The sequence below is a fragment of the Catellatospora sp. TT07R-123 genome (assembly GCF_018327705.1).
Classification (GTDB): Bacteria; Actinomycetota; Actinomycetes; order Mycobacteriales; family Micromonosporaceae; genus Catellatospora.
Genome location: NZ_BNEM01000001.1, coordinates 3,335,419 through 3,359,880 on the forward strand (window position 1 = coordinate 3,335,419; position 24,462 = coordinate 3,359,880).

The window sequence follows — 24,462 nt, forward strand, 5'->3', positions numbered from 1 at the left end:
CGACAGTCGCCCCAGGTGGAGCAGGGTGAGCGGAGTGATGCGCTATGGAGCGGGTGTTGCCACGGCCGCCTCGGGCGGCGCGCCCGCACGGGTCAAGCCGTGTCTGCGGGCGAACTGGGTGACGGAGGCGAACCGCAACTGCTGGATCAGGACGGCGGTCACGATGATCGCGCCCTTGACCATGTTCTGGACCTCGGTGGGCAGGTTCGCGATGGCGAACAGGTTGGTGATCGTGGAGAACACGATCACGCCGAGCAGCGAGCCGACGATGGTGCCGCGCCCGCCGGAGAGCAGGGTGCCGCCGATGATGGCCGCGGCGATCGCGTCGAGCTCGTACAGGTCGGCGGCTGCCGCCTGGGCCGAGGTGGCGAGCGAGGTGAGCATGATGGCGGCGATGCCGGCGCACAGGCCGGACAGCGCGTACAGGGCCAGGGTGTGCCGGCGGACGTTGATGCCGGCCAGGCGCGCCGCCTCGGGGTTGCCGCCGACGGCCACGGTGCGCCGGCCGAAGGTGGTGCGGTTGAGCAGCACCCAGCCCAGGGCCGCCACCAGCAGCAGGATGATGACCAGCATCGGGATGCCCAGGATGCGGGTGGTCGCGATGCTGTTGATGAAGACGTCGTTGGAGATCTGCGTCTGCTTGCCGGAGATGTTCGCGGCCAGGCCCCGGGCGGCGACCAGCATGGCCAGGGTGGCGATGAAGGGCACGAGTTTGCCGTACGCCACGAGCAGGCCGTTGACCGCGCCCGCGCCGATCCCGACGGCCAGCGCCGTGAAGATCATGCCGAGGGTGCCGTAGCTCTGCGTCGCGTAGGTCGTGGCCCACACCCCGCACAGGGCGATCAGCGCACCCACGGACAGGTCGATGCCGCCCCCGATGATCACGAACGTCATGCCGATGGCCACCACGCCGACGGCCGCGGCCTGAGTCATGATCACAAGTAGGTTGTTGACGACCCACTTGGGGTCGCCGTACAGCTCAGGCCGGATGAACGCGCCGATGGCGAACAGCGCCAGCAGCACTCCGACCAGCCCGAGGTTGCGCCGCAGCGGCTCCCGGGCCTCATCTCTCCACCAGCTCACGACAGCTCCTCAGCGCGTTCGTCGGTGGCGGTGAGCGAGCCCGCCATCACGAGATCGAGAACGTCTTCCTCAGCCAGGCCCTCGGCGGGAGCCGTGTGCACGACCCGGCCCTCCCGCATCACCAGCACCCGGTCGGACAACCCGAGCACCTCGGGCACCTCGCTGGAGACCAGCAGCACGCCGACACCCTGGTCGGCCAGCCGCCGGATCACCTGGTACAGCTCCGCCCGCGCGCCCACGTCGACGCCCCGGGTCGGCTCGTCCAGCAGCAGCAGCCGGGTGCCGCCGAGCAGCCAGCGCCCGACCACCACCTTCTGCTGGTTGCCGCCGGACAGGGTGCGCACGGCCCGGCGCACGTCGCGCGGGCGCAGCTCCAGCAGGTCGGCGATCTTCATCGCCTCGGCCTGCTCGCGCCCGGCGTCGGTGAACCCGACCGTGGCGAACCCGCTGAACGTCGTCAGCGTCATGTTGCGGTAGATCGGCTCGCCCAGCAGCAGCGCCTGGCTCTTGCGCTCCTCGGGCGCCATGCCCAGACCGGCCCGCACCGCCGCGGCCACGTTGCCGGGCGGCAGCCGGCGGCCGTCCACGACCACCGATCCGGCATCGGGCGTACGCGCCCCGAACACCGTCTCCAGCAGTTCCGAGCGTCCCGAGCCGACCAGGCCCGCGATGCCCACGATCTCCCCGGCGTGCACGTCGAGATCGATCTCGGCGAACTCGCCCGCACGGCCCAGACCGCGCACCTCCAGCAGCTTCTCGCCGGGCACCTGCTGGGCGCGGGGCGGGAAGACGTATTCGATGGAGCGGCCGGTCATCCGGCTGACCAGGTCGCGGGTCGGGGTGCTGCGGGCGGGCAGGTTCACCGCGGAGGTGCGCCCGTCCTTGAGCACGGTGACCCGGTCGCCGATCTCGCGGATCTCCTCCAGCCGGTGCGAGATGTAGACCACGGCGATGCCCTGCGCGGTCAGCTCGCGGATGATCCGGAACAGGTTGCCGACCTCGTCGTGGGCCAGCACCGCGCTCGGCTCGTCCATGATGATCAGCTTGGCCTCGTGCGACAGGGCGCGGGCCATGCTGACGATCTGCTTGCCCGCGGCGGGCAGCGAGTGGACCAGCCGGTGCGCCGGGATCTCCCCGTGCCCGAGCCGTTCCAGCAGCTCCCGGGTCTGCCGGGCCGCCGTTGCCTTCTGCACGAAGCCGAAGTTGCGCGGCTCGTGTCCGAGGTAGACGTTCTCGGCCACCGACAGGTAGTCGACGAGGTCGAGCTCCTGGTAGATGGTGGCGATGCCGGCCTTCATGGCGGCCTGCGGGCTGCCGAACGACACCGGCTCGCCCAGCCACTCGACCTGGCCCTCGTCGGGGCGGTGCACCCCGGCCAGCACCTTGATCAGGGTGGACTTGCCCGCACCGTTCTGCCCCAGCAGGCAGTGCACCTCGCCGGCGCGCACCTCCAGCTCGACACCGTCCAGGGCCCGTACGCCGGGGAAGGTCTTGACCACACCGGACAGCCGCAGCACGACCTCGCCGGACGCCTGCGCGCCCGCGGCCGGGGCGTCCATCAGCAACTCGCTCATGCCCGCTCCTCGCTCGGCCGCCGTGCGGCCCCGGTCCGGATGTTCATGACGCCTGCTCGAAGGCGATCTCGCTGGCCAGCACCGCGGCACCGGCGACACCGGCGCGCGGGCCCAGCTCCGACAGCACCAGCGGCAGGTTCCCGGTGGCCAGCGGCAGCGAGCGCCGGTACACCACGCTGCGGATCTCCGCGAGCATGATGTGCCCGAGCTGCGCCAGGCCGCCACCGATGACGATCATCGACGGGTTGACGAAGCTGACCAGCCCGGCCAGCACCATGCCGACCCGGCGGCCGCCGTCGCGGATGAGCTGCACGCAGGTGACGTCACCCTCGATGGCACCCACCGCGACGTCCGTCGCGGTGACCACGCCGTGCTGGGCCAGCCGCTCGGCCAGCGCCGGGGAGGTGCCGGAGCGGGCTGCGGCGGTGGCCTCGCGGGCCAGCGCGGCGCCGCTGAACACGGCCTCCAGGCAGCCGATGTTGCCGCAGGTGCAGACCGGCCCGTTGGCGTCGACCTGGATGTGGCCGATGTCGCCCGCGCACCCGTCGGTGCCCCGGTAGACCTCGCCGGACAGGAAGATGCCGCAGCCGATGCCGGTGCCGATCTTCAGGAACAGGTAGTTGTCGACGGAGTGGGCCACGCCGCCGTGCCGCTCCCCCACCGCCATGATGTTCACGTCGTTGTCCACCACGGCCGGGCACCCGTGCTCGCGCGTGAGCAGCTCACGCACGGGATAGCGGTCCCAGCCGGGCATTATCGGCGGCGAGACGGGCACGCCGTCGCGGAAGCTGACCGGGCCGGGCACGCCGATGCCGATGCCGTCCAGGTGCGTGAACGCACCCTCCACCTTGGCCTTGGCCAGCAGCTCGTTGACCCGCTGGAGGATCACCTTCGGCCCGCTGCGGATGTCAGCCGACTCGCTGTAGTGGGCCACCGGCTCCAGCCGCCCGTTGGTCACCTCGACGTCGATCGAGGTGGCGCCGAGGTCGACCCCCGCGAAGCGCATGCCCGGGTTCAGCTCGACCAGGGTGGAGCGGCGCCCGCCGCGCGACTCGGCCGGGCCCGCCTCGGCGACCTGGCCCCCGGCGACGAGCCGGTCCAGCTCGGCCAGCAGGCGCGGGCGCGGGATGTCGAGGCGGTCGGCCAGCTCGGCGCGGGACAGCGCACCCTCGTCGCGCAGCAGCCGCAGCACACGTACGTGCAGCGGATCCCAGAGCGCACGGGCGAGGCTCATCCGGCCACCTTTCACCTGTTCGGACACCGCGAATGTGTTGTGTCGCACAGGTTACGAGCTTTCGACGACTCCGTCCATAGCTTCTTGCCGTTTCTTCGGAACTTTTGTTTGATCATTCAGAAGTTCGAGAGGGTCTACCAGAACGTTGATCTTCAATGGTGACGGAGGTCGCTCAGTTGCGGGGTCTTGGCCTGCGGGAATGCGCGCAGGAGCGCCGCAGGGCCCGTGCGGGCAGGAAAGTGCCCGGCTCCCGCGAAGATCGGCGGCTGCGGTCCGAAGCCGTGCACCGCCCCATGGTTTTGACGGCAGGCCGCCCCCGCCCAGCCGAAAACCCGGCCCCCACCCCGAAAGTCGCCCCCTCCGCCCGCCCTCCGCCCGCCCCTATCGCCCGCAAACAGCGATCTCGCTCGCAAGATCACCGTTTCCGGTCAAAGGCTTCGCGTAGACGACGGAATCCGACCGCAACCAGCGATCATCGCCAGAAAGCGCGGCCGGACGACGGCGGGCGAGCGGGAGACGGCGCGCGGGCGGGAGACGGTCGCGAGCGGGAGACGGCGCGTGGGCGGTCGCGGGAGCGGGAGGCGGGGCGTGGTGGGTGCCGCCGGTCAGCGCTCGCGCATGCGCTGTTCCTGCCAGCGTTGCAGGGCGGTGCCGAGTTCGTCCTCGACGAAGCGGAAGAAGTCGCGCATGTCGGCCACCCGGGTCCCGGCCGCGGTGCCCTCGCCGCCCGCCGCCACGATGACCTTGTCGGCCTCGTCGGAGAAGTAGCCGTAGAAGCTGCGCTTGGCCATGGTGACGCCGTACCAGGGCTCGGCGGGCAGGCGGTAGAAGTCGCGCCGCGAGCCGGGCACGGGTTCGCGTACGACGAAGCCCAGGTGCATCAGGTACTTGACCGCGCCGGAGATCGCGGCGGGGCTCACCGCGAGCCGGTCGGCCAGGTCGCCCGCGCTCAGCGAGGTCTCCTCGGCGCCCATCATGGTCAGCAGCACCCGCGAGGCCATCCGGGGGAAGCCCATGTCGGCGAGCATCATCGCCATCTGCTCCACCGAGCGGCGCACACCCTCTTCGTCCCGCGTCACGTCGTCGCTCATCGTGAGCGATCATAACAAGATTTCGTGTGTCAATGACTTCGTGAAGATCGAACTGCCAGGTAGCGGGCGGTCCCGCCTGGCGCGGACGCGGCGAAGGCCCGGTCCGAGCGGGTACCGGGCCTTCGGAAAGCAGTGGCGGTGAAGAAGGGCACCCTCTACCTCGGAAACCGACGAGAAGGTGCCCTTGCTCCGGTCAGGCGGCTTTGGCGGTGGCGGTGACCGCGCCGACGATCCAGCCCGCGAACAGGCCGTACGCAGAGCCGCCGGCCGCGGTCTCGAACGCGCCCACCAGGGTCGGGTTGGCGATGATGAAGGAGGTGAGGAACGCCGCCAGCGCCGACGCGAAGATCAGCGCGGACCAGCCGAGGAAGAATCCTGCCGTGCCGCCGCTGACGGCCTTGGCGACCACGCCGAGGATCAGTGCCACGAACAGGATGAGCAGCAGCGCCCGGAGGTCGTTGGCCAGCAGTTGGCGCATCGCCCTGCTGGAGCCGTCGACCGGCCCGAACGCCCACTGCGGCCAGGTCAGAATGCGCAGGAACCAGCCCCACGCACTGCTGGCACTGGTGTGGTTGTGCACCCACTCCACGAAGGGCTGGTTGCCGAACACGACGACCAGCGCCGCGGTGGCGATGATCCCGAGCCCGGTCACCGTACGTGCTTTCGCCATGGTAGAAACGATAGGCTGCACAACTCGCATATGTCGATGCGGCTATACCATATCGTTTCCGTCGCAACCATCCTCAACCGGGACGGCGGATCACCGCCGCCGGTGACCCCGGTTCTTCAGAACTGCAACGGCGCGGCGGCGAACGAGACCGAGAAGCGCTCGCACCAGATGGTCACGCTGCGCATCTTCTTCGGATCCACGCCCTTGGGCACGTCGTAGACCTGGGTGCCCCGGGTGCCCTTGAGCTTGCCCAGGTCGGTGTGCTTGCCGTCGTCGAAGACGCGCCAGCCGTCCTGGCCCGGCTTGACCGGCTGGTCGGTGAGCCACACGTGCAGGTCCGGCCCGTCGGAGGTGCCCAGGTCGCGAAGGATGACCTGGTAGCGCCCGTTGGGCAGCCACACCAGCTCGACGTAGCCCTTGCTGGGGTGCTCGTGCGACACCAGCTCGCCCTGGGCCACCACCACGGCGACCGTCTTGTGCGGGTCCTGGCCGGGCACCGGCGGCGGCGACGGCGAGTCGGTGACGTGCGGCAGCGGCACGCCGCTGGCGTAGACCGCCTCGGGCACGGCGTCGTTCACGGTCTTGCCGGTGAACAGCTTCCAGGGCGCGAACCAGTACAGCCCGAACGCGAGCGCCAGCACCACCACCCCGGCCAGCACCCGGTACACCGGCCTGCGCAGCAACTGCCTCATCGGCCCCATCTCAGTCCTCCCCCTCGGTGACGACGCTAGCCCGGAACCGGGCCCGGCGGATCGCCGCGTTCGCGGATCGTAAGGGTCTGGTCGGCGGCGGACAGGGGCCACCCGGGCCGATCGCGCCGTACGCTCGCGCTATGGCCACCACCCGCGTGCTCGTCGTCGACGACGACCCGACCGTCAGCGACGTGGTGCGCCGCTACCTGGAGCGCGCCGAGTTCGAGGTGGAGCTGGCCGCCGACGGCCCGGCCGCGCTCGCCGCGTACGCCGGGCACCGGCCCGACCTGGTTATCCTCGACCTGATGCTGCCGGGCGTGGACGGGCTGGAGGTGTGCCGCCGGATGCGCGCCGACGGCGGGCCGCCGGTGCCGGTCATCATGCTGACCGCGCTCGGCGAGGAGACCGACCGGGTGCTCGGCCTGGAGCTCGGCGCCGACGACTACGTGACCAAGCCGTTCTCGCCGCGCGAGCTGGTGCTGCGGGCCCGCTCGGTGCTGCGCCGCGCCGCCCCGCCGCCGAACCCTGCACCGTTACTCGCCGACGGCGACCTGTGGGTCGACCCGGTCGCGCGGATCGCGCGGCTGGACGGGCAGGAGCTGGCGCTGACGGTACGCGAGTTCGACCTGCTGGTCTTCCTGATGTCGCATCCCGGCGTCGCCCTGCGCCGGGACCGGCTGCTGGAGTCGGTCTGGGGCTGGACCTTCGGCGACCAGTCCACCGTCACCGTGCACGTGCGGCGGCTGCGGGAGAAGATCGAGCGCGACCCGGCCGCGCCCCGGCGCATCCAGACGGTGTGGGGTGTGGGCTACCGCTACGAGCCGGTGGGCGGCGGCGGTGCGTGACCTGCTGCTGATCCTGCTCGCGGCGCTCGGCGGCGCGGCCGTGGTGTGGCTGCCCGGCGCGCTGCTGCTGCGGCTGCTGCACCGGCGCTCGATCACGCTCAACATCTGCGTGCTGCTGGCGGTGACCGTGCTGGCGATGCTGGCCGGAGTGTTCGCGGTGGCCGGGGGCATGTTCATCTCGCCGCACGACCTGACCGTGCTGCTCGTCGTGGTCCCGCTGTCGGGGCTGGTCAGCCTGGCCATCGGCTGGTGGCTCGGGCGGCGGCTGGCCCGCTCGGCGATGTGGGCCGAGGACGCCCGCGCCCACGAGCGCCAGGTCGAGGCGAGCCGCCGGGACCTGGTGGCCTGGGTGTCGCACGATCTGCGCACCCCCCTGGCGGGCATGCGCGCGATGGCCGAGGCGCTGGAGGACGGGGTGGTCAGCGACCCGGCGACGGTCGCCGAGTATCACCGGCGCATCCGCACCGGCACCGACCGTATGGCCGCGCTGGTCGACGACCTGTTCGAGCTGTCGCGGATCAACGCCGGGGCGCTGCGGCTGTCCCCGGTGGACGTGCCGCTGGGCGACGTGGTCTCCGACGCGGTCGCCGCGGCGGCGCCGCTGGCCGCGGCGCGGCGGGTCCGGCTGGTGACCGAGCCCGGCAACTGGCCGCTGGTGCGGGCCAGCGAGCCGGAGCTGTCCCGGATCGTGGCGAACCTGCTGCTCAACGCGATCCGCTACAGCCCGTCGGATGGGACGGTGACCGTCACCGGCGGCCGCGACGCCGAGGGCGGCTGGCTGGCGGTGGCCGACACCTGCGGCGGGATCGCCGACGGGGACCTGCCCCGGGTGTTCGACGTGGCGTTCCGCGGCGCGAAGGCGCGGACCCCCGCCGGCGACACTGCCGGCGGGGGACTCGGCCTGGCCATCGTGCGTGGTCTGGTGGAGGCGCACGGCGGCCGCGTCGAGGTGCGCAACGTGGCCGGGGGCTGCCGATTCGAAGTCAGGCTGCCCGCGTAGACCGGTGGGGTGCGGGACCACCCCGGCCGGGCTCAGAAACCGACGTAACCGACCTCGACGATCCGTTTGGCGGCCTGCTCGTACGCGGCCGGATCGTCCGGGGCGAAGGTGCCCAGACCGTCGACGTACCGGTTGTACATGCAGAACGCGGCGGCGATGAGGACGCTGTCGTGGATCTCCAGATCCGTGGCGCCCTCCGCCTTGGCCGCGTCGATCAGCTCGGTGGACACCTTGCGGCCGCTGACCTGCACCGCACCGGCGATGTTCAGCAGGGCGCGCAGCTTGGCGCTGATCGGGGCCGCAGCCAGGTCGGTGCGCACCTGGCGCACCAGCTCCATGCCCTCGGGCAGCCAGGCGGCCGCGAACGCCGAGTGCGAGGAGCAGCAGAAGTTGCAGTCGTTGAGCCCGGAGACGTACGCGGCGATCAGCTCGCGCTCGCCCTGGGTCAGCGTCGGGTGGGGCGTCCGAAGCAGCGCTTCGGCCAGGGCGTTGAGCGGAGCGGCGGTCTCCGGTCGGTAGCGCATCGGGCCGCTGATGCCTGGCACCTGCGTCTCGTCCACGCCCAGGTCGATGTGTGCGATGACGTCACCCTCCTAATTCGACGGTCGACCCTACCATCCTGCCCGATCGTCGGCACATCTGTCTTCTTCGATCGTGCGCTGTACGGCCCCACTTCTCCCCGGGTGCCGTCAGCGGGGCCGCCACCAGCGCGTACGCCGGGGCGCACGGTTGCGTATGGCTGGCCGGTATCGCCCGGTGCGACGCTTTTCCGGTGACCGATGCCGATGCGATACGCCATGGGGCACAAGCCCGGACGCAACTGCTGCACGACCGGCTCCGCGAGCTGGTGTCGCTGGAGTCCCCACCCGGCGACACGGTGCGGCTGGCCCGCTGCGCGGACCTGCTGGAGGAATGGGGCACCGCCGTCCTGGGCCGCCCGGCGCGGCGGATCATCGTGGACGGGCTGCCGCACCTGCTCTGGCCCGCCACCGACCAGCGGGTGCTGCTGCTGGGCCACTACGACACGGTGTGGCCGGCCGGGACGGTGGACGAGTGGCCGTACTCGGTGACCGGCGACATCGCCAGCGGCCCCGGCGTGTGCGACATGAAGTCCGGGATCGTGCAGCAGCTGACCGCGCTGGAGCTGCTCGACGACACCTCGTCGGTCGGCCTCCTGCTGACCTGCGACGAGGAGAGCGGGTCGCCGACCTCGCGCCCCCTGATCGAGGAGCAGGCCGGCCGGTCGCGCTCGGTGCTGGTCGCCGAGCCGAGCACCGAGACCGGCGCCCTCAAGATCGCCCGCAAGGGCGGCTCGGTGTACCGGATCCTGGTCAAGGGCCGGGCCGCGCACGCCGGGGTGGAGCCGCACCGGGGCGTCAACGCCGCGATCGAGCTGGCGCACCAGGTGCTGGCGGTGCAGGCGCTGGCCGGCGAGGGGACCACGGTGACCCCGACCGTGCTCAGCGCGGGCACGATGACCAACGTGGTGCCGGAGAGCGCGCTGCTGGCGGTGGACGTGCGCGCGTGGACCTCCGCCGAGCTGGACCGGGTCGACCGGATGATGCACGCGGTCACGCCCCGGCTGCCCGACGCGGTGCTGACCGTCGGCGGCGGTGTCAACCGGTACCCGCTCCAGCCCGAGGTGGCCATGCCGCTGCTGAAACTGGCGCAGGAGGCGGCGCGCGCGCTGGGCCAGCCCGAGCCGGAGGGCGCCTGGGCCCCGGGCGCCTCGGACGCCAACTTCACCGGCTCGCTCGGGGTGGCCACCCTCGACGGCCTGGGCGGCGTCGGCGGCGGCTCGCACAGCCGCACCGAGTGGATCGACGTCACCCAGCTCGCCCCCCGCACCGCTCTCCTGGCCACCCTGATCGACCGCGTCCTCACCGCCCCCGCCCGCCACCCCCGCCCCTGATCTCCTCCCCCCCGCCCCGCGCCCCGCGCGGTCCGAGCTGCGGTTTCGGGGAAAGTGCACGAATCTTGGCAGAGATTCCAGCACTTTCCCCGAAACCGCACCCTCCCGTCGGCGGATGGCCCGCGGCCCGGCGCGGCGAGACCGTCCATATTGGTGCGGGAGGGGGTGGCGCGGTTAGGCTCGCGCTGGTCGTGGGGGTCGCGGCCGGAAGGCAGCGAGCGGGAGGCAAGGCCGCATGGGCACAGGCAACGCACCACGGTTCGGCGTGGAGGAGGAGTTCCTCGTCGTCGACGCGCAGACCAGAGCCCCGGTGCCCCGGGCTCAGGAGCTGATCGACGCCGCCAAGCCCCGGCTGGACGGCCGCGTCTCGGGCGAGATCACCACCTGGCAGCTGGAGACCCGCACCCATCCGTGCACGAGCGCGGCCGAGGTGCTGGCACAGCTGCGCGAGGCGCGCACGGAGGTCGGCAAGCAAGCCCACGAGCTGGGGGTACGGCTCATCGCCTCCGGCTCCCCGGTGCTCGGCGCCGCGGTGCCGCCCCCGATGACGCAGGGCCCCCGGCAGACCCTCGGCCAGCAGACGTTCCGGGGCCTGCACGACGAGCTGGCCATCTGCGCCCTGCACGTGCACGTCGAAATGCCCGACCGCGACCACGCGGTGCGGGTGAGCAACCTGCTGCGGCCGTACCTGCCGGTGCTGCTGACGCTGACGGCCAACTCGCCGTACTGGGACGGCCGCGACTCGGGGTATGCCAGCTGGCGCACCATGACCTGGCCGCGCTGGCCGGTCGCCGGGCCGCCGCCGGAGTTCGCCTCGGCCGAGCACTACGACGAGGTGGTGGGCACGCTGCTGGCCGCCGGGGCGCTGGTGGACCGGGGCACCGTGTTCTGGGACGTGCGCCCCTCGGCCAGCCATCCGACCCTGGAGGTGCGGGTCGCCGACGTGCCGATCACGGCCGAGGAGTCCGCGCTGTACGCCGCGCTCGTCCGCGCCCTGGTGGCGCACCTGTCGGCGCGGCTGGACGCGGGCGAGGCGAGCCCGCAGATCCCCGGCGAGCTGATGCGCACCGCGTACTGGCGGGCGGCCCGCGACGGGCTGTGCGGGGACGGGGTCGACCTGCGCACCGGCGTGCTGACGCCCGCGTTCGCGCTGCTCGACCGGATGGTGGACGAGATCGGGCCTGTGCTCGACGCCAACGGCGACGCCGGGGCGGTGGCGGGATGGCTGGCGTCGCTGCGGCACGGCGGCATCGGCGCCCAGCGGCAGCGTGCCGCCGCGCGGCGGAACGGCCGGCTGGCTGACGTGGTCGACTATCTTGCCGAGCAGACCATAGCGTGATGTAAAGAGCTTTCTGGCAGTACACGATCCACCCGCGCGCACGCGATGCTGGTTCGCAACCCCCTCGGGAGGTATGCCATGACCAGCATCGCGACCGTGCCGTTACCGGTCCGCCGCAAGTCCCCCGCCGCGATGGTCCGCACCGCGGCCGGCTACGCCGAACGGATGGCGAGCCGCCGTTCCATCCGCGACTTCTCCCCCGACCCGGTCCCGTTCGCGGTGATCGAGGAGGCGATCCGGGCGGCGTCGACCGCGCCCAGCGGCGCCAACGTGCAGCCGTGGCGGTTCGTGGTGCTCACCGATCCGGAGCGCAAGCGGCGGCTGCGGGAGGCGGCCGAGATCGAGGAGCGCACGTTCTACGGGCGGCGGGCCTCCGACGAGTGGCTGGAGGCGCTGGCGCCGCTGGGCACCGACTGGCGCAAGCCGTTCCTGGAGACGGCCCCGGCGGTGATCGTGGTGTTCGAGGTGCACAAGGGCCCGAACTCGCCGAAGCCGTACTACGTCAAGGAGTCGGTGGGCATCGCCGTCGGGATGATGATCACGTCGTTGCACCTGGCGGGGCTGGCGACGCTGACGCACACGCCCAGCCCGATGCAGTTCCTCAACGAGGTGTGCCAGCGGCCGCCGGAGGAGCGCGCGTACGTGGTGATGCCGGTGGGCTACCCCGCGGACGAGGTGCGCGTGCCGGACATCTCCCGCAAGCCCCTGTCCGAGGTGCTCGTCCGCCTCTGACGGCGGGAAGGGGCACCCCTTGCCCGGCGATACGGCAAGAGGGTGCCCTTCCTCACCTCAGGGCCTGAGGGGGAGCTGCTCGGCGAAGAAGGCGCGCAGGGGCTCGATGTGCCGGTCCGGGCGGCGCCACTCGGCCAGCAGGTCCTCCAGCAGGTGGAGCTCCTCGACCCGGGTGGTGCCGCGGTAGCGCCGGATCACCGGGTGGATGAAGGCGCTCTCGCTGGCCCGGTCGGGCTGCGGGTGGCGTTCGATGGCGAAGACGTCGCCGTACTCGTCGCGGCCCCAGCGCAGGCCGAACGTGTAGAAGTGCGGCTCGTCGGCGAAGCGGGCGATCGCGTAGTCCTCGGGCAGGTCGAGGTAGTGGCGCACCTCGCCGGTGCCCTGGTCCACGACGAGCGCGTCGACCAGGAACTCGAACTGGGTCCACAGCGCCGAACTCCAGTTGACCCGGTCCAGCACCAGGTCGGTGAGCTCGGCCGGGTCGGCCTCGGCGGTGCCGTACGGCAGCGGCGTCTGCTCGTACCGCTCGCACAGCAGCGCGGCCAGGGTGCGCAGGTTGTACCGGAAGCCGTCGATGAAGGCCGAGGACGCCTTCTTGAAGTCGCGGTCCTGGGCCAGCGTGCCCGCGAAGTAGAGCCCGTCCACGTTGGTGGACTGCCAGTCGCCCTTGGTGGTGGGCATGCGGCCGCTGGGCACCAGGTCGGGGCGGCAGGTCTCGCCGAAGACGGAGGTGTCCATGGCGAAGCCGGTGCAGCGCAGCACCGACTCGTACTCCATCACCGCGGTCTCGCCGTCGGCGTGGGTGTAGGTCAGGTGCACCTCGAACGTGCCGCCGTCCAGCGGCACGATCTCGTCGATGGTGCAGTCGAGCACCGAGTGCAGCGTCTTGAACTGGTAGCTGTCGAGCACGGCGCCGTGGTGGCCGCGCACGTCGCCGGGGTGCTTGGTGTTCCAGGCCAGCCGCAGCGGGCGCGGGCTGGCCAGGTGGATCATCGCGGCGTGGCCGAGCATCGACGAGGCCGTCTCGAACGCCGAGTTGCCCTTGCCGAGGATGAGCACGCGGTGGTCGGTGTAGTGCGCCGGGTCGGTCTCCATCGACTCGTACCCGGTGGCGTGCTCGATGCCCTTGATCTGCGGCATGTTCGGGCGCTGCCAGCCGCTCGCCATGATCAGGCACTCGGCCGCGTACGTCCCCCGGTTGGTGTGGACCAGGAAGCCGTCGCCGTCGCGCTCCACGGTGCCGACCGCGGCGTCGTAGCGCACCCGCAGCTGGTGGTGCTCGGTGAAGTCCTCCAGGTAGCGCACCAGGTCGTCGGCGTGCGGGAAGTACTCGCCGCTGTACTTGGGAAACGGCAGGTCGGCCGGTTCGTGCAGCAGCGAGTTCCAGTCCCAGCGCAGCCGGATCTCCGGATCGGTGCTGGTGGTGTGCACCTTGTTGATGGAGATCAGGCGCCGGTGCCGCGGGAACCGGCGGAAGAACGCCGCCGGCCGCGGCTCGCGTTCCAGGGTCAGGTAGTCGCAGCCGCGCTGCTGCAGGTAGTAGCTCAGTTGCAGGCCCGCCGGGCCCGCGCCGACGATGAGGTAGCGATGGCGCCCCACCACCGGGTGGATCTGGGTCATGACTTTCTCCCCACACGTGTCACGGTCCGAAGGAAACCTTTCGCAGCGAATGTCGATGTGTCAATGGGTTGCACGGTATCGGCTCAGCTCCGACCGGGTCGATCACGGCGCCCCGCGGCGTAATAGACTGCTGGGCATGGCGACGACCGGGCACGACCTCGTCTACATCGGCGCGTACACCGACGACGGGGTCCCCGGGATCACCGGCTGGCACCGCGACGCGGCCACCGGCGAGCTCACCGCGGCGCCGCACGGCGACGCCCCCGCCGCCGACGCCTCCTTCCTCGCCTGGCACCCCAACGGCCCCTGGCTGTACGCGGCCAGCGAGTTCGCCGGGGAGGTCCTCACCTATGCGGTGGCGCCCGACGGCGCGCTGACCCACCTGGGCACCCGCCCGACCGGCGGCGAGCCGTGCCACCTGAGCGTGGACCCGTCGGGCCGCTGGGTGGCGGTGGCCAACTACGGCGGCGGGTCGGTGGCGCTGTTCGAGGTCGCCGCCGACGGAACGCTGGAGCCGCGCGACCTGGTCCGGCACACCGGCTCCGGCCTCGACCCCGAGCGGCAGGAGGCCCCGCACGCGCACCTGGCCCAGTGGCTCGGCAGCGACCTGTGGGTGACCGACCTCGGCATCGACCAGGTCGTCCGGTACACCGTCGTGGACGGCGCGCTGCACCGCGCGGGCGCCGCGGACTTCGCGGCCGGGATGGGCCCGCGCTGGCTGGCCGCCCACCCGGACGGGGCCGTGTTCGTCGCGGGCGAGCTGGACGCGACCGTGGTCGCCTGCACCGTCGCGGACGGCGTGCTGCGGCCCGGTCCGGCGGTCCCGGCGGCGCTGGAGCTGCCCGAGGAGGAGCGCACCTATCCGAGCCACATCGAGTGCTCCGCGGACGGCCGGTTCGTCTACCTGGCCAACCGGGGCCCGGACTGCCTGACCGTGTTCGCAGTGGCCGGGACGCGCCTGACCGCGCTGGCCGACGTGCCGACCGGCGGCCGGTGGCCCCGCCACTTCGCCCAGGTCGACGACCTGATCTACGTGGCCAACCAGACCGGCGACTCGGTGACGGTGCTGCGGGTGGACCCGGACACGGGCATCCCGGTGCCGACCGGTGCCGCGGTCGAGGTGGCAAGGCCCGCCTGCGTGCTGCTGCCGCGGCGCTGACCCGGCGCCGTCCACGAGCCGCCCGAGACCGGACGATTATTCGCGAACCTCCCCGAACGCCGCCGGACCGGGTCGATACTGGCCAGGAGCAGGCATGATCACGGGAGGCGTACATGATCGGCACGATCCTCTGGGGCATCATCGGCGGCGCGATCGTCGGCTACCTGGGCCGCCTGCTGCTGCCCGGCCGGCAGAACATCTCCGCGCTGACCACGGTGCTGGTGGGCATCCTGGCCGCCACCCTCGGCGGCATCATCGCCACCTGGCTGGGCGTCGGGGAGACCAGGGGCATCGACTGGATCAGGCACATCATCCAGCTGATCCTTGCAATGATCTTCGTGTACATCGCCGCCAAGGTGAGCGCGAGCCGTCACACCGCCGTCACGCCGACCCAGCGCCGCACTCCCTGATCCCTCGGACTCGGGCGCACGTCCGCTGTGCGCCCGGGCAAGAAGCATCTTTAGGTACACATTGGGCAGGGGAGTTTACCGATCGGCGGGCCCGGCTATCGGGGCGGCATGGTACTCACTGCTTCGCGTTACCGCACCGCGACCGGTGCGGGCGTCATCGCCGCGCTGATCCTGGTGCTGGTCTTCGGCAGCCCGGTCTACCGGGACTGGGCACACGACAACGCCGACCCCAACACCGCGGGCGGCTGGTTCCTGAACCTGCTCGCCTGGCCGGCGTGGAGCTTCGACGCCGACAAGTCCGTGCAGGACGTGCTGGCCGCCGACCTCAAGGCGATCCTGGTGGTGGTCTTCACCGCGCTCTTCCTGGCCCTCACCACCGGCGCGCAGCTCGGCGCCGCACGGGGCACCTTCAGCCAGCTGATCGCAGGCTGGTCCGGCTACATCTTCGCCGGTGCGCTGGCCGGGCTGCTGACGGCGTTCATCCGCTCGGACGCGTCCCTGCTCGGCGGCTTCCAGGCCGCGGGCACCGGCGCCATCTACGGCCTGTTCGTGGGCTGGATCGTCGGCGTGGCCACGCTCGGCCACCGCCGCGGCTCGGCTCCGTGATCGGCCGCCCCACCCCCGTACCCTCCTCCCGCATCTGTTCGAAAACGTCGGGGAAATCGCCGCTTCCGCTCCCCCGGAAGCAGCGGTTTCCCCGAAACCCTGTGCAGGTGCGGCGTGTACCGTGCGGCGGATGGAGATGGAGTTCGACGCCGCCGCGGGCATGAACGGGGCACTGGCCGACCGGCTCGGGATCAAGCTGCTGGAGGCGACGCCGGAGCGGCTGGTCGCCACGATGCCGGTCGAGGGCAACACCCAGCCGTTCGGGCTGCTGCACGGCGGCGCCTCGTGCGTGCTGGCCGAGACGCTGGGCTCGATCGGGGCGAGCCTGCACGGCGCGACCATCGGGCGGCCGTTCGCCGTCGGGGTGGACATCAGCGCGACCCACCACCGCGCGGCGCGCGGCGGCCTGGTCACCGGGACGGCCACCCCGCTGCACCGGGGCGGCAGCGTGGTGACGTACGAGATCGTCATCACCGACGACGAGGACCAGCGCATCTGCACCGCCCGCCTCACCTGCATGCTGCTCCAGCGCAAGTAGGTGTCCCCGCGCTCACACCTCCCAGGGTGTACGTACACCGCAGGAGGTGTGAGCGCCGCAGCAGGGATCAGGCCGGAACGCCGGTCCGGGGCAGGAACGAGCCGCCCAGCTCCCGCGCCTGCGCCAGCGCCGCGGCCAGCGCCGACTCGCGCAGGTCGGGGGTGATGTCCATCGGCTGGGCGTTGATGAACGAGACGTCGGTGATGCCGACGAACCCGAACACCGTCCGCAGGTACGGCTCCTGGAAGTCCAGCTGGTGCAGGTATCCGCCCGGCGAGTAGTCGGCGCCGCGCGAGGTCACGCAGACCATCTTCTTGCCGGTGACCATCGGCACGACGCTGCCGGTCTCGTCGTACCGGAAGAGGTAGCCGGGCTGCACGACGCAGTCGATGTAGTACTTCAGCGCGTACGGGATGCCGAAGTTCCACATCGGCGCGGTGACGACGTACGCGTCGGCGGTGAGGAAGTGCTCGATGAGCGACTCGATCTGCCGCCACGACTCGGCGTGACCGCGGTCGATCGGCTGCCCCACCATCAGCGAGTACTTCGCCTCGATGTTGTCGCCCACCACCGCCGGCAGGTCCTGGCGGTAGAGGTCGAGCACGTCGACCTCTACCGCGCTGTCACCCGCGGCGACGGCACCGATGAACTCGTTCGCTATCCGCAGCGAGTGGGACAGCTCGCCGCGAGGTGTTGCCACGATGTGGAGAAGTCGCACTTACGGCCCCTTGAATGGAGTGGCGAAAAGGCCAATGTAGAGCCGTCGCCCCTGTTCAAACGCCGAGTGTCAATTTATGGCGCACCAATTGGTGAATCGTCGGGCGCGACTGGGCAATCCGGGGGACAGCCCGTCGCGCCCGCATCGTGTATAAGCGGCGCACCGTCACCAGGACGGGCGTTGCAGCAGCCCCACGAACTCGACCAGCAGCCGCTCGCGCAGCCGGGGCGGGGCCGCGGCCAGCACCGTGTTGACCACGGCCAGCCGCGCCTGCTCGCCCGGCTCGGCCGCGCCGAGGCCGAGGCTCTCGGCCAGCCCGCCGACCAGCTCTGGGGTGAGCTGGTCGGGTTGCAGATGCGCCGCCATCGCCAGCAGCTCCTGCGGCAGCCGGACCGGGCCGTGCACCCGCGCCGCCGCCGCGGCCTCGGCCAGCGCCGGGCCGAACTGCGCGACCTGCGGCGCGACCGAGGCGGTCACGGTCAGGTGGATGCTGGCCGGGATGCCCTCGAACGGCAGCTGCGGCTGGGTGTGCCAGCCCCGCGCGGCCAGCTCGTCGGCGAGCACGAACAGGTCCAGCTCCGGGTCGTCGGAGGTCAGGCAGACCACGGTGTAGTCGGGCGGGGTCAGCAGCCGCAGCCCGCTCGTCGCGGTCACCGCCTCGGCCAGCCCGGCCACCGCGGCGCGGGTCTGCCGGGCCAGCTCCAGGTAGCCCTCGTCGCCCAGGTGGCGCAGCGTCGCGAAGGCCGCCGCGATCGGCCCGCCGGAACGCGTCGACGAGATCACCGGATTGATCATCGTGTACCCGGGCCAGTCCGCGAAGGCGAAGTACTGCGGCCGGCGCAGCGACGCGTCGCGGTGCAGCAGCACCGACACACCCTTGGGGGTGTACGCGTACTTGTGCAGGTCCACCGACATGCTGGTCACGCCGGGCACGCCGAAGTCGAACGCGGGCACCTCCACCCCGATGCGGCGCAGGAACGGCAGCGCCCAGCCGCCGAAGCAGGCGTCCACGTGGCAGCGCACGCCCCGCTGCTCGGCGATCGCCGCGATCTGCTCGACCGGATCGACCACCCCGTGCGCGTACGACGGCGCCGAGCAGGCCACCAGCACCGTGTCCGGGGTGATCGCGGCAGCGACCGCGGCCGGGTCGGGCGTGCACGTCACCGGGTCCACCGGCACCAGGTCCAGCGCGACGCCCAGGTAGTGCGCCGCCTTGGCGAACGCGGCGTGCGCCGTCGACGGGACGACCAGGCGCGGGTGCTCGATCTCCGGGTGCGCGTCGCGGGCGGTCTTCACCGCCAGGATCAGCGACTCGGTGCCGCCGCTGGTCACCGAGCCGACCACGTCCGGCGCGGCCGTGCCCGGACCGGCGCCGAGCACCCGGGCGGCGGCGGCGACCAGCGCGTTCTCAGTGGCCAGCAGCGATGGGAAGGCGGTCGGGTCCAGGCCGTTGACATGGGCGGACAGCGCGTACGCCGACATGGCCAGCTCGTCGAGCCCGGCGCGGGCCGGGTCGTAGACGTAGGCGAACAGGCGGCCGCCGTGGGTGGGCAGGTCGGCCGCGCGCAGCCCGCGCAGCTCGGCGAGCACCTGGTCGGCGGGGACCCCGTGGGTCGGCAGTGCGTCGATCATGCGGGAACACTATCTGTAGAGGGGTTGCTGTCGGTGTTGAGCTGCGCCGATGCCAGGCGCTCGGGGGTCAGGTCGTAGCGGCGCAGCAGCAGGGCCACCGGTCCCACCAGCAGCGCGGGCACCACGGTGAAGCCGAGCAGCACGCCCAGGCGCGCGGTGTCCGTCTGCGCCACGGCGGTGCCGGTGTCGGAGGAGACGTAGCCGGTCAGCTGGAGGACCAGGGCGTACAGGCCGGGGCCGAGCGCCAGGCCCAGGGTTTCCCCCGCCGTCCACAGGCCGGTGAACACGCCCGCCTGGCGGCGGCCGGTGCGGGCGGCGTCGAAGGCCACGCAGTCGGGCAGCATCGCCAGCGCGAAGACCTGCTGCCCGGCGTACCCGACCCCGATCACGCCCGTGATCGCGTACGCCGCCGCGGGCGGCACCGACCCGGCCGCCACCAGCGCCAGCGCCCCGCCGGTGAGCAGCACCGAGGCCAGCACCAGGGCGCGGGTCTTGCCCAGCCGGGCGCCGAGGCGGGTCCACAGCGGCATCACCAGCAGCGCCGGGCCGACGAAGCAGGCGAACAGCAGCGTCGGGCCGTCGTCGGGGCGGTGCAGCACGTGGTCGGCGACGTACTTGACCCCGGCCAGCATGGTCGCCACGCCGATCGACTGGACCACGAACACGGTCAGCAGGATGGTGAACGGGCGGTTGGCGCGTACCACCGCGAGCTGGGCGCGCAGCGACGGCTCGCTCTCGGTGACCTGGCCGGTCGGCGCCTTCGCGGTGCCGAGGAAGGCGCCCACCGACCCGGCCACGATCAGCACGGCCACGAACAGGCCCATCCAGCGGTGCCCCGGCACGCCCCCGCCGGTGCTGTTCACCACGATCGGCGCCACCGCGCCGGAGACCAGGATCGCCACCGCGAGCACGGCCACGCGCCAGGTCATCAGGCGGGTGCGCTCGGTGTAGTCGTCGGTCATCTCGGCGGGCATCGCCACGTACGGCACCTGGAAGAACGCGTACGCCGTCGCCGTGGCCAGGAACGCGACCGCGACGTACGCCGACGCGCCCGCGCCGCTGCCGAACGGGGCGGCGAACATCAGCGCGAACAGCACCGCCACGCCCAGGCCGCCGAACAGCAGGAACGGCCGCCGCGCCCCCCACCGCGAGGTGGTCCGGTCGGAGATCCGCCCGGCCAGCGGGTTGATCAGGACGTCCCACGCCTTCGGCACCAGCACCAGCAGGCCGGCCAGGCCCGCGGCGACGCCCAGATTGTCGGTGAGGTACGGCAGCAGCAGCAGGCCGGGCACGGTGCCGAACGCGCCGGTGGCCAGCGAGCCGAGGGAGTACCCGGCGCGTACGCCGCCGGACAGCGGCGCGGGGGCGCTGACCTGGGACGGTGAGGGGGACACGGTCATGGTGGCGGATGGTACGCGGCGCGGGTCACACCCAGGAAGGGCGGCCGCGAGACTTCTTCGCTTTTATCGCCGCGTTCACCGGACCGCGCCGCCGCCCCCACCTGCGCGGCACAGGTCACATTCCCGCGCGCGCGAGTCGGGAATGCGACGGGCCTCTTGATCCTTCAACCATCATGAACCGGACCGCAGTCTCGGCGGCCCGGCCACGACAGCACTGGAGCTGGTGAGCCATGACCGAACAGCTGGGCATCCGTACGCAGGTGACCGTGCCGCTGCACTTCGCCGACGGGTACGCCGTCGACGCGCAGGTCTTCACCTTCACCGGGCTCGGCGACGGCAAGGAGCACATCGCGCTCGGCCTCGGCGACCACCGGGGCGCCGCGGTGCCGCTGGTGCGCGCCCACTCGGAGTGCATGACCGGCGACGTCTTCGGCTCCGCCCGCTGCGACTGCGGCCCCCAGCTGCGCGAGGCCGTCCAGCGCATCGCCGAGCGCGGCGGCTACCTGCTCTACCTGCGCCAGGAGGGCCGGGGCATCGGCCTCTACGCCAAACTCGACGCGTACGCCCTCCAGGACACCGGCCTCGACACGTACGCCGCGAACCGCGCGCTGGGGTTCGCCGACGACGAGCGCGACTACACCGCCGCCGCCCGGATGCTGACCGCGCTGGGCGTGTCCCGCATCGACCTGCTCACCAACAACCCGGACAAGCCGAGCCAGCTGCGCGAGCACGGCGTCGAGGTCGCCGAGGTCGTCCCGACGGACGTCCACGCCGTCCCGGACAACCTCCGCTACCTGCTCGCCAAGGTCACCCACACCCACCACACCATCGCCCTCCCCATCGCGGCCTGACCGCCTGCCGCGCCACCCGACGCGTACTGCGGCGCCGCGCGACGGCTCGCGCCGCCAAGATCGCTGTTCGCGGTCTTTTCCTGCGCCTTGAGCCCACGAAAAGACCGCAGACAGCGATCTTGGCGACCAGCAGCGGCGGTGCCGGCTCGGCGGCGGGCGGACCGCGCCCGGCTGCGGCAGGTCCCGCCCGGCAGCGGCCGGTCCGGCTCAGCAGCGGCTAGTCGAAGTTCGGGCGGGGGTCGCTCGCGCAGCGGGGGCTTCGGCTGTCCGGCGTGCTCGCGGGCGACGCGACCGGGGCGGCCGGGGCGGCCGCGTCGGGCCTCATCGGCAGGACCAGGACCGAGGCGTGCAGCTCCGGTACGGCCGCTGCCAGGCTGGCGCCGTCCGGGGAGAACGAGAGCCCGCAGTAGTCACCGGCATGGCGCAACTCGAACGCCCCTTGGCCGGGCCGCAGCTCCCAGATGCCGCTGGTCCCGTCGCGGACGGCCGCCACCGCGAGCCGTCCGCCGCCGTCAGCGGCGAGGCCGGTCGGGTACTGGAATTCGCCCAGCGTCGTGAACGACCCGTCCGGCGCGACCGCGACCAGCGACCACGGGTCGCTCGCCGCAGCGTCGCACCCGTCTCGCCGTCCGCCGAAGAAGTACAGGTAGCCGCGGCCGTCCAGCACCGGCAGCCACACGGGCCGGGCGATCCGCTGGAACTCCCCGGTGCCCAGGTCGGGCTGGTCGCCGCGCAGCCGCACCATCGTCTGGCAGCCCTCGGCGCCGTAGCGCACCCAGTCCGGGCGGCCGCCGCCGCCCCACAGCACGTCGACGGCCCAGTGCGGCACCTGGCGCAGCCGGCCCGACCCCGTGGCCACATCGATGACCACCGGCTCGGTCTTCTCCACCGAGTGCGCGAAGTCCCAGCCGCAGTTCGCCATCGCGGCCAGCCCGCCGTCCGCCGCCTGGGCCAGGCCGTAGACGCCGTCGGCGCACTCCGGCGGCAGGTGCAGCGGAAGTTCCTCGGGCGGCGCGGACGTGGCGGCGCGCATCAGCACCTTGCCGCCGTCCACGGTGTAGTAGATCTTGCCGTCCCCGGCCCAGAGGATGCTCGCGACCTTCTTGCCGGATTCGTCCACCACCTGGCCCGCGGGGTGGTCCGCCGCCTGGCCGCGATCGGGCGCCGGGGCGGGATCGCATCCCGCCAGCAGCACCAGCGCGGTGATTCCGGATACCGCCGCCGATCTTCTCAAGACCGCCCCCCGCATCGACGCCTGACGTCGCGGAGCCTATCGCCGCCGCCACCGCGCCGGTGTCCCGTCCGGAGCCGGGAGGGCGGGCGCCCTCCCGGCTCGGAGCGGTCATGCGGGGCGGCTACTCGGCGCGGACGTGGTCCAGGTCGAAGGAGCCGGGGCTGATCCAGACGTACATCGCGTGCACCTCGGTGAGCAGGCTCGCGTCGCAGGACAGGCCGGTGTGCAGGTCCACTTCGACCACGGCCTGGGCGGTGTCCTGGTTGACCCAGTTGAACGGGCCCTGGCACCAGGTCCAGGACGGCCCGGCCTGGAGCACGATGCTGGTGGAGGTCCCGGCCGCGTACGTACGCAGGTCGTACTTCACGGACGACTTGCCCGACAGGTCGACGGCCGCCGGGAACGACACCCCGAACCAGCCGCCGTCCACGGCGTCGGCGTGCAGCCCCGCCGCCCCGTCGGTGACGAACGCGGTCTGCGGGCTCAGCGTGCCCGCATTGGCCTGCCAGCTCCCCGGCGCCCAGCCGTCCACCCCGGTCTCGAACGAGGCGAGCGGGATCGCGGCGGTCGGATCGGGCAGCACGGTCACCGCGATGTCGGCCGGGTTGGACAGCCGCGCGGCGGTGTCGCGGATCGTGTACGAGATCGTCGCCTTACCGCTCCACCCCTGCTCCGGCGTGAAGGTGACCACCCCGGCCGCGTCCAGGGCGAACACGCCCCCGGGCACGGTCCGGCCGGTCTGGCGCCCGTCGGCGGCCGGGTCGAGGTCGATCCGGTCGGCCCGCACGTGCGTCTGGTACGCGATGTCGTTGGCCGCCGGGCTCAGCACGGCGGCCGTGCCGAACGGCACCACCGCGCTGTCGTGGTCGGCGACCGGCGGGAACGTGCGCACCCCCGAGCTGATGATCTTCCCGGCGTTGGTGACGGTCTGGCACACCGGGCTCGGGCAGGCCACGGTGAACCCGTCGTAGTCCGGGTACATGGTGCCGTCGTCCTGGACGCCGTTGAGCATCCAGTACAGGAACCCGTCGCCGCCGTCGCGCGAGGCCGCGGCGGTCCACGCCTGGTAGACCGGGTTGCGGGTGGCCTTGTCGCGCCAGCCGAACTCCCCGGCCATGACCGGCTTGCCCGCCCGCTTGGCGTCGCGCGTGTGCCGGGCGATCCAGTCGGTGCCCCACTGCGCGGTCCTGTTCCCCCAGCCGTCCGGGTACAGGTGGTACGACACCACGTCCACCGCCGCCAGCCGGGCGAGCGCGTTGGAGTCCACGCCCTCGCCGCAGTTCACGGTCCAGTCCGCCGAGGCCGCGTCGTCGCAGTAGAAGCCCTCGTCGCCGACCCCGGCCAGGTGCCGCCGGTCGACGCTCTTGACGTGCCGGGTCATCTCGTCGGCCCAGGCGGTGACCGTGGCCGGGGTGCACTGCGCCGACTGCGGGTAGAGCCCGGAGCCCTTGCAGCGCGGCTCGTTGCCCAGCTCCCACATCATGATCGTCGGGTCGTCGCGGTAGGCCAGCCCGGTCAGCGGGTTCACCCTGGTCAGCAGGTGGGTGATCCAGTCGCGGTACCAGCCCCGGATGGCCGGGTCGGTGTAGAAGTCGTCGTGGTTGTCGGCGCCCGCCCAGCGGACGTACTGGTCCATGCCGCCGAAGTCGGACCAGTTGTTGGTGAACGGGATGACCAGCTTGACGCCGCTCTGCCCCGCCTTCCAGATCACGTAGTCCAGCCGCTGCAACCCGTCCGGCCCGTCGTTGTAGGCGGGCCTGCTGCCGTCCCAGTACTGGAAGTAGACGCCGTTCTTCTTGCCCGAGACCGAGCCGGTGTCGTCGGCGGCGCCGATGTCGAGCCAGCCCCAGGTGCGCAGCACGGTCTGCCCGGCCGCCTTCGCGCGGGCGAAGACGTCGTCGACCATCGTCTGCGACGAGTACATCAGGTAGTAGTTGTTGCTGCCCGCGAAGTGGAACGGTGCCCCGTCCAGCTTGAGATCGCTGCCGCTGCGGGTCACGAACCCGCTGTGGTGGCCGCCGCCCGCGTAGGCGGGGCCACCACCGGTGCCGAGCAGCAGGACCAGCGCCCCGGCGGCGGCCGCCAGGATCTTCCTGTTCATGTGCGTGCTCCTTGAGGGGGT

At 72.2% G+C, this 24,462-nt stretch carries 23 protein-coding genes; 10 read left to right on the forward strand and 13 right to left on the reverse strand.

Features of this window, described 5'->3' with window-relative positions:
* Positions 1-42 precede the first annotated feature (42 nt).
* The 6 genes from Cs7R123_RS14265 to Cs7R123_RS14290 all read right to left on the reverse strand — a co-directional run bounded on the left by Cs7R123_RS14265 (position 43) and on the right by Cs7R123_RS14290 (position 6,344).
* The gene (locus Cs7R123_RS14265; RefSeq protein ID WP_212826794.1) at positions 43-1,083 is read right to left on the reverse strand and encodes an ABC transporter permease; all 1,041 of its coding nucleotides are present in this window, start codon (positions 1,081-1,083) and stop codon (positions 43-45) included.
* A complete protein-coding gene (locus tag Cs7R123_RS14270) occupies positions 1,080-2,657 on the reverse strand; it encodes a sugar ABC transporter ATP-binding protein (protein WP_212826796.1) in 1,578 nt (525 codons plus the stop codon). The genes Cs7R123_RS14265 and Cs7R123_RS14270 overlap by 4 nt, the downstream gene beginning before the upstream one ends.
* 43 nt (positions 2,658-2,700) lie before the next feature.
* Positions 2,701-3,891 carry an ROK family transcriptional regulator gene (locus Cs7R123_RS14275; RefSeq protein ID WP_212826798.1) on the reverse strand — a complete coding sequence of 397 codons (1,191 nt, stop codon included), beginning with the start codon at positions 3,889-3,891 and terminating at the stop codon, positions 2,701-2,703.
* Between the two features lie 605 nt (positions 3,892-4,496).
* Positions 4,497-4,982, reverse strand: a complete 486-nt coding sequence (locus Cs7R123_RS14280; protein WP_212826800.1) for a GbsR/MarR family transcriptional regulator — start codon at positions 4,980-4,982, stop codon at positions 4,497-4,499.
* A 193-nt stretch (positions 4,983-5,175) separates the two neighbouring features.
* Positions 5,176-5,652, reverse strand: coding sequence for a hypothetical protein (locus tag Cs7R123_RS14285; protein WP_212826802.1), 477 nt, complete (start codon positions 5,650-5,652; stop codon positions 5,176-5,178).
* 116 nt (positions 5,653-5,768) lie between these two features.
* Positions 5,769-6,344, reverse strand: coding sequence for a DM13 domain-containing protein (locus tag Cs7R123_RS14290; protein ID WP_212826803.1), 576 nt, complete (start codon positions 6,342-6,344; stop codon positions 5,769-5,771).
* Between the two features lie 140 nt (positions 6,345-6,484).
* Between Cs7R123_RS14290 and Cs7R123_RS14295 the strand changes: the two genes are divergently transcribed.
* Both Cs7R123_RS14295 and Cs7R123_RS14300 read left to right on the forward strand, forming a co-directional pair.
* The gene (locus tag Cs7R123_RS14295) at positions 6,485-7,189 is read left to right on the forward strand and encodes a response regulator transcription factor (RefSeq protein WP_212826805.1); all 705 of its coding nucleotides are present in this window, start codon (positions 6,485-6,487) and stop codon (positions 7,187-7,189) included.
* Positions 7,182-8,189, forward strand: coding sequence for a sensor histidine kinase KdpD (locus tag Cs7R123_RS14300; protein WP_212826807.1), 1,008 nt, complete (start codon positions 7,182-7,184; stop codon positions 8,187-8,189). The genes Cs7R123_RS14295 and Cs7R123_RS14300 overlap by 8 nt, the downstream gene beginning before the upstream one ends.
* A 32-nt stretch (positions 8,190-8,221) precedes the next feature.
* Here Cs7R123_RS14300 and Cs7R123_RS14305 read toward each other — a convergent pair whose 3' ends face one another.
* The gene (locus tag Cs7R123_RS14305; RefSeq protein ID WP_212829169.1) at positions 8,222-8,770 is read right to left on the reverse strand and encodes a carboxymuconolactone decarboxylase family protein; all 549 of its coding nucleotides are present in this window, start codon (positions 8,768-8,770) and stop codon (positions 8,222-8,224) included.
* Between the two features lie 191 nt (positions 8,771-8,961).
* Here Cs7R123_RS14305 and Cs7R123_RS14310 point away from each other — a divergent pair, with 191 nt between their 5' ends.
* From Cs7R123_RS14310 to Cs7R123_RS14320, 3 genes are all read left to right on the forward strand, one after another.
* On the forward strand, positions 8,962-10,101 hold the full coding sequence (locus Cs7R123_RS14310; RefSeq protein WP_212826809.1) for a M20/M25/M40 family metallo-hydrolase: 1,140 nt from the start codon (positions 8,962-8,964) through the stop codon (positions 10,099-10,101).
* Positions 10,102-10,336: 235 nt separating this feature from the next.
* Positions 10,337-11,440: a glutamate--cysteine ligase gene (locus Cs7R123_RS14315; protein ID WP_212826811.1), complete on the forward strand. Its 1,104-nt coding sequence runs from the start codon at positions 10,337-10,339 to the stop codon at positions 11,438-11,440.
* Positions 11,441-11,572: 132 nt separating this feature from the next.
* Positions 11,573-12,172, forward strand: coding sequence for a nitroreductase family protein (locus Cs7R123_RS14320; RefSeq protein ID WP_212829170.1), 600 nt, complete (start codon positions 11,573-11,575; stop codon positions 12,170-12,172).
* Positions 12,173-12,229: 57 nt separating this feature from the next.
* On the opposite strand, the gene Cs7R123_RS14325 is transcribed toward Cs7R123_RS14320, so the two are convergent.
* Complete coding sequence (locus Cs7R123_RS14325) at positions 12,230-13,792, reverse strand: NAD(P)-binding domain-containing protein (RefSeq protein WP_212826813.1); 1,563 nt, start codon at positions 13,790-13,792, stop codon at positions 12,230-12,232.
* Between the two features lie 136 nt (positions 13,793-13,928).
* Between Cs7R123_RS14325 and Cs7R123_RS14330 the strand changes: the two genes are divergently transcribed.
* The 4 genes from Cs7R123_RS14330 (at position 13,929) to Cs7R123_RS14345 (ending at position 16,505) form a co-directional block, all read left to right on the forward strand.
* Positions 13,929-14,951 (forward strand): lactonase family protein, encoded by a 1,023-nt coding sequence (locus Cs7R123_RS14330; protein WP_212826814.1) that lies wholly within the window; start codon positions 13,929-13,931, stop codon positions 14,949-14,951.
* 113 nt (positions 14,952-15,064) lie between these two features.
* Positions 15,065-15,361: a GlsB/YeaQ/YmgE family stress response membrane protein gene (locus Cs7R123_RS14335; protein ID WP_212826816.1), complete on the forward strand. Its 297-nt coding sequence runs from the start codon at positions 15,065-15,067 to the stop codon at positions 15,359-15,361.
* A gap of 108 nt (positions 15,362-15,469) precedes the next feature.
* On the forward strand, positions 15,470-15,967 hold the full coding sequence (locus tag Cs7R123_RS14340) for a hypothetical protein (RefSeq protein WP_212826818.1): 498 nt from the start codon (positions 15,470-15,472) through the stop codon (positions 15,965-15,967).
* Between the two features lie 130 nt (positions 15,968-16,097).
* The gene (locus Cs7R123_RS14345) at positions 16,098-16,505 is read left to right on the forward strand and encodes a PaaI family thioesterase (RefSeq protein WP_244871828.1); all 408 of its coding nucleotides are present in this window, start codon (positions 16,098-16,100) and stop codon (positions 16,503-16,505) included.
* A gap of 67 nt (positions 16,506-16,572) precedes the next feature.
* Here the strand turns inward: Cs7R123_RS14345 and Cs7R123_RS14350 are convergent, their stop codons facing one another.
* The 3 genes from Cs7R123_RS14350 to Cs7R123_RS14360 all read right to left on the reverse strand — a co-directional run bounded on the left by Cs7R123_RS14350 (position 16,573) and on the right by Cs7R123_RS14360 (position 20,255).
* Entirely contained in the window at positions 16,573-17,223 is a 651-nt protein-coding gene (locus tag Cs7R123_RS14350) for an FMN-dependent NADH-azoreductase (protein ID WP_212826820.1), read from the reverse strand.
* A gap of 165 nt (positions 17,224-17,388) precedes the next feature.
* Entirely contained in the window at positions 17,389-18,855 is a 1,467-nt protein-coding gene (locus Cs7R123_RS14355) for an aminotransferase class V-fold PLP-dependent enzyme (RefSeq protein ID WP_212826823.1), read from the reverse strand.
* Positions 18,852-20,255, reverse strand: coding sequence for an MFS transporter (locus Cs7R123_RS14360; protein ID WP_212826825.1), 1,404 nt, complete (start codon positions 20,253-20,255; stop codon positions 18,852-18,854). Before Cs7R123_RS14360 ends, Cs7R123_RS14355 begins: the two co-directional genes overlap by 4 nt.
* A 230-nt stretch (positions 20,256-20,485) precedes the next feature.
* Between Cs7R123_RS14360 and ribA the strand changes: the two genes are divergently transcribed.
* Positions 20,486-21,106 (forward strand): GTP cyclohydrolase II, encoded by a 621-nt coding sequence (ribA, locus tag Cs7R123_RS14365; protein WP_212826834.1) that lies wholly within the window; start codon positions 20,486-20,488, stop codon positions 21,104-21,106.
* Between the two features lie 217 nt (positions 21,107-21,323).
* On the opposite strand, the gene Cs7R123_RS14370 is transcribed toward ribA, so the two are convergent.
* Both Cs7R123_RS14370 and Cs7R123_RS14375 read right to left on the reverse strand, forming a co-directional pair.
* The gene (locus tag Cs7R123_RS14370; protein ID WP_212826836.1) at positions 21,324-22,340 is read right to left on the reverse strand and encodes a hypothetical protein; all 1,017 of its coding nucleotides are present in this window, start codon (positions 22,338-22,340) and stop codon (positions 21,324-21,326) included.
* 121 nt (positions 22,341-22,461) lie between these two features.
* The gene (locus tag Cs7R123_RS14375; protein ID WP_212826838.1) at positions 22,462-24,441 is read right to left on the reverse strand and encodes a cellulase family glycosylhydrolase; all 1,980 of its coding nucleotides are present in this window, start codon (positions 24,439-24,441) and stop codon (positions 22,462-22,464) included.
* Positions 24,442-24,462 lie beyond the last annotated feature (21 nt).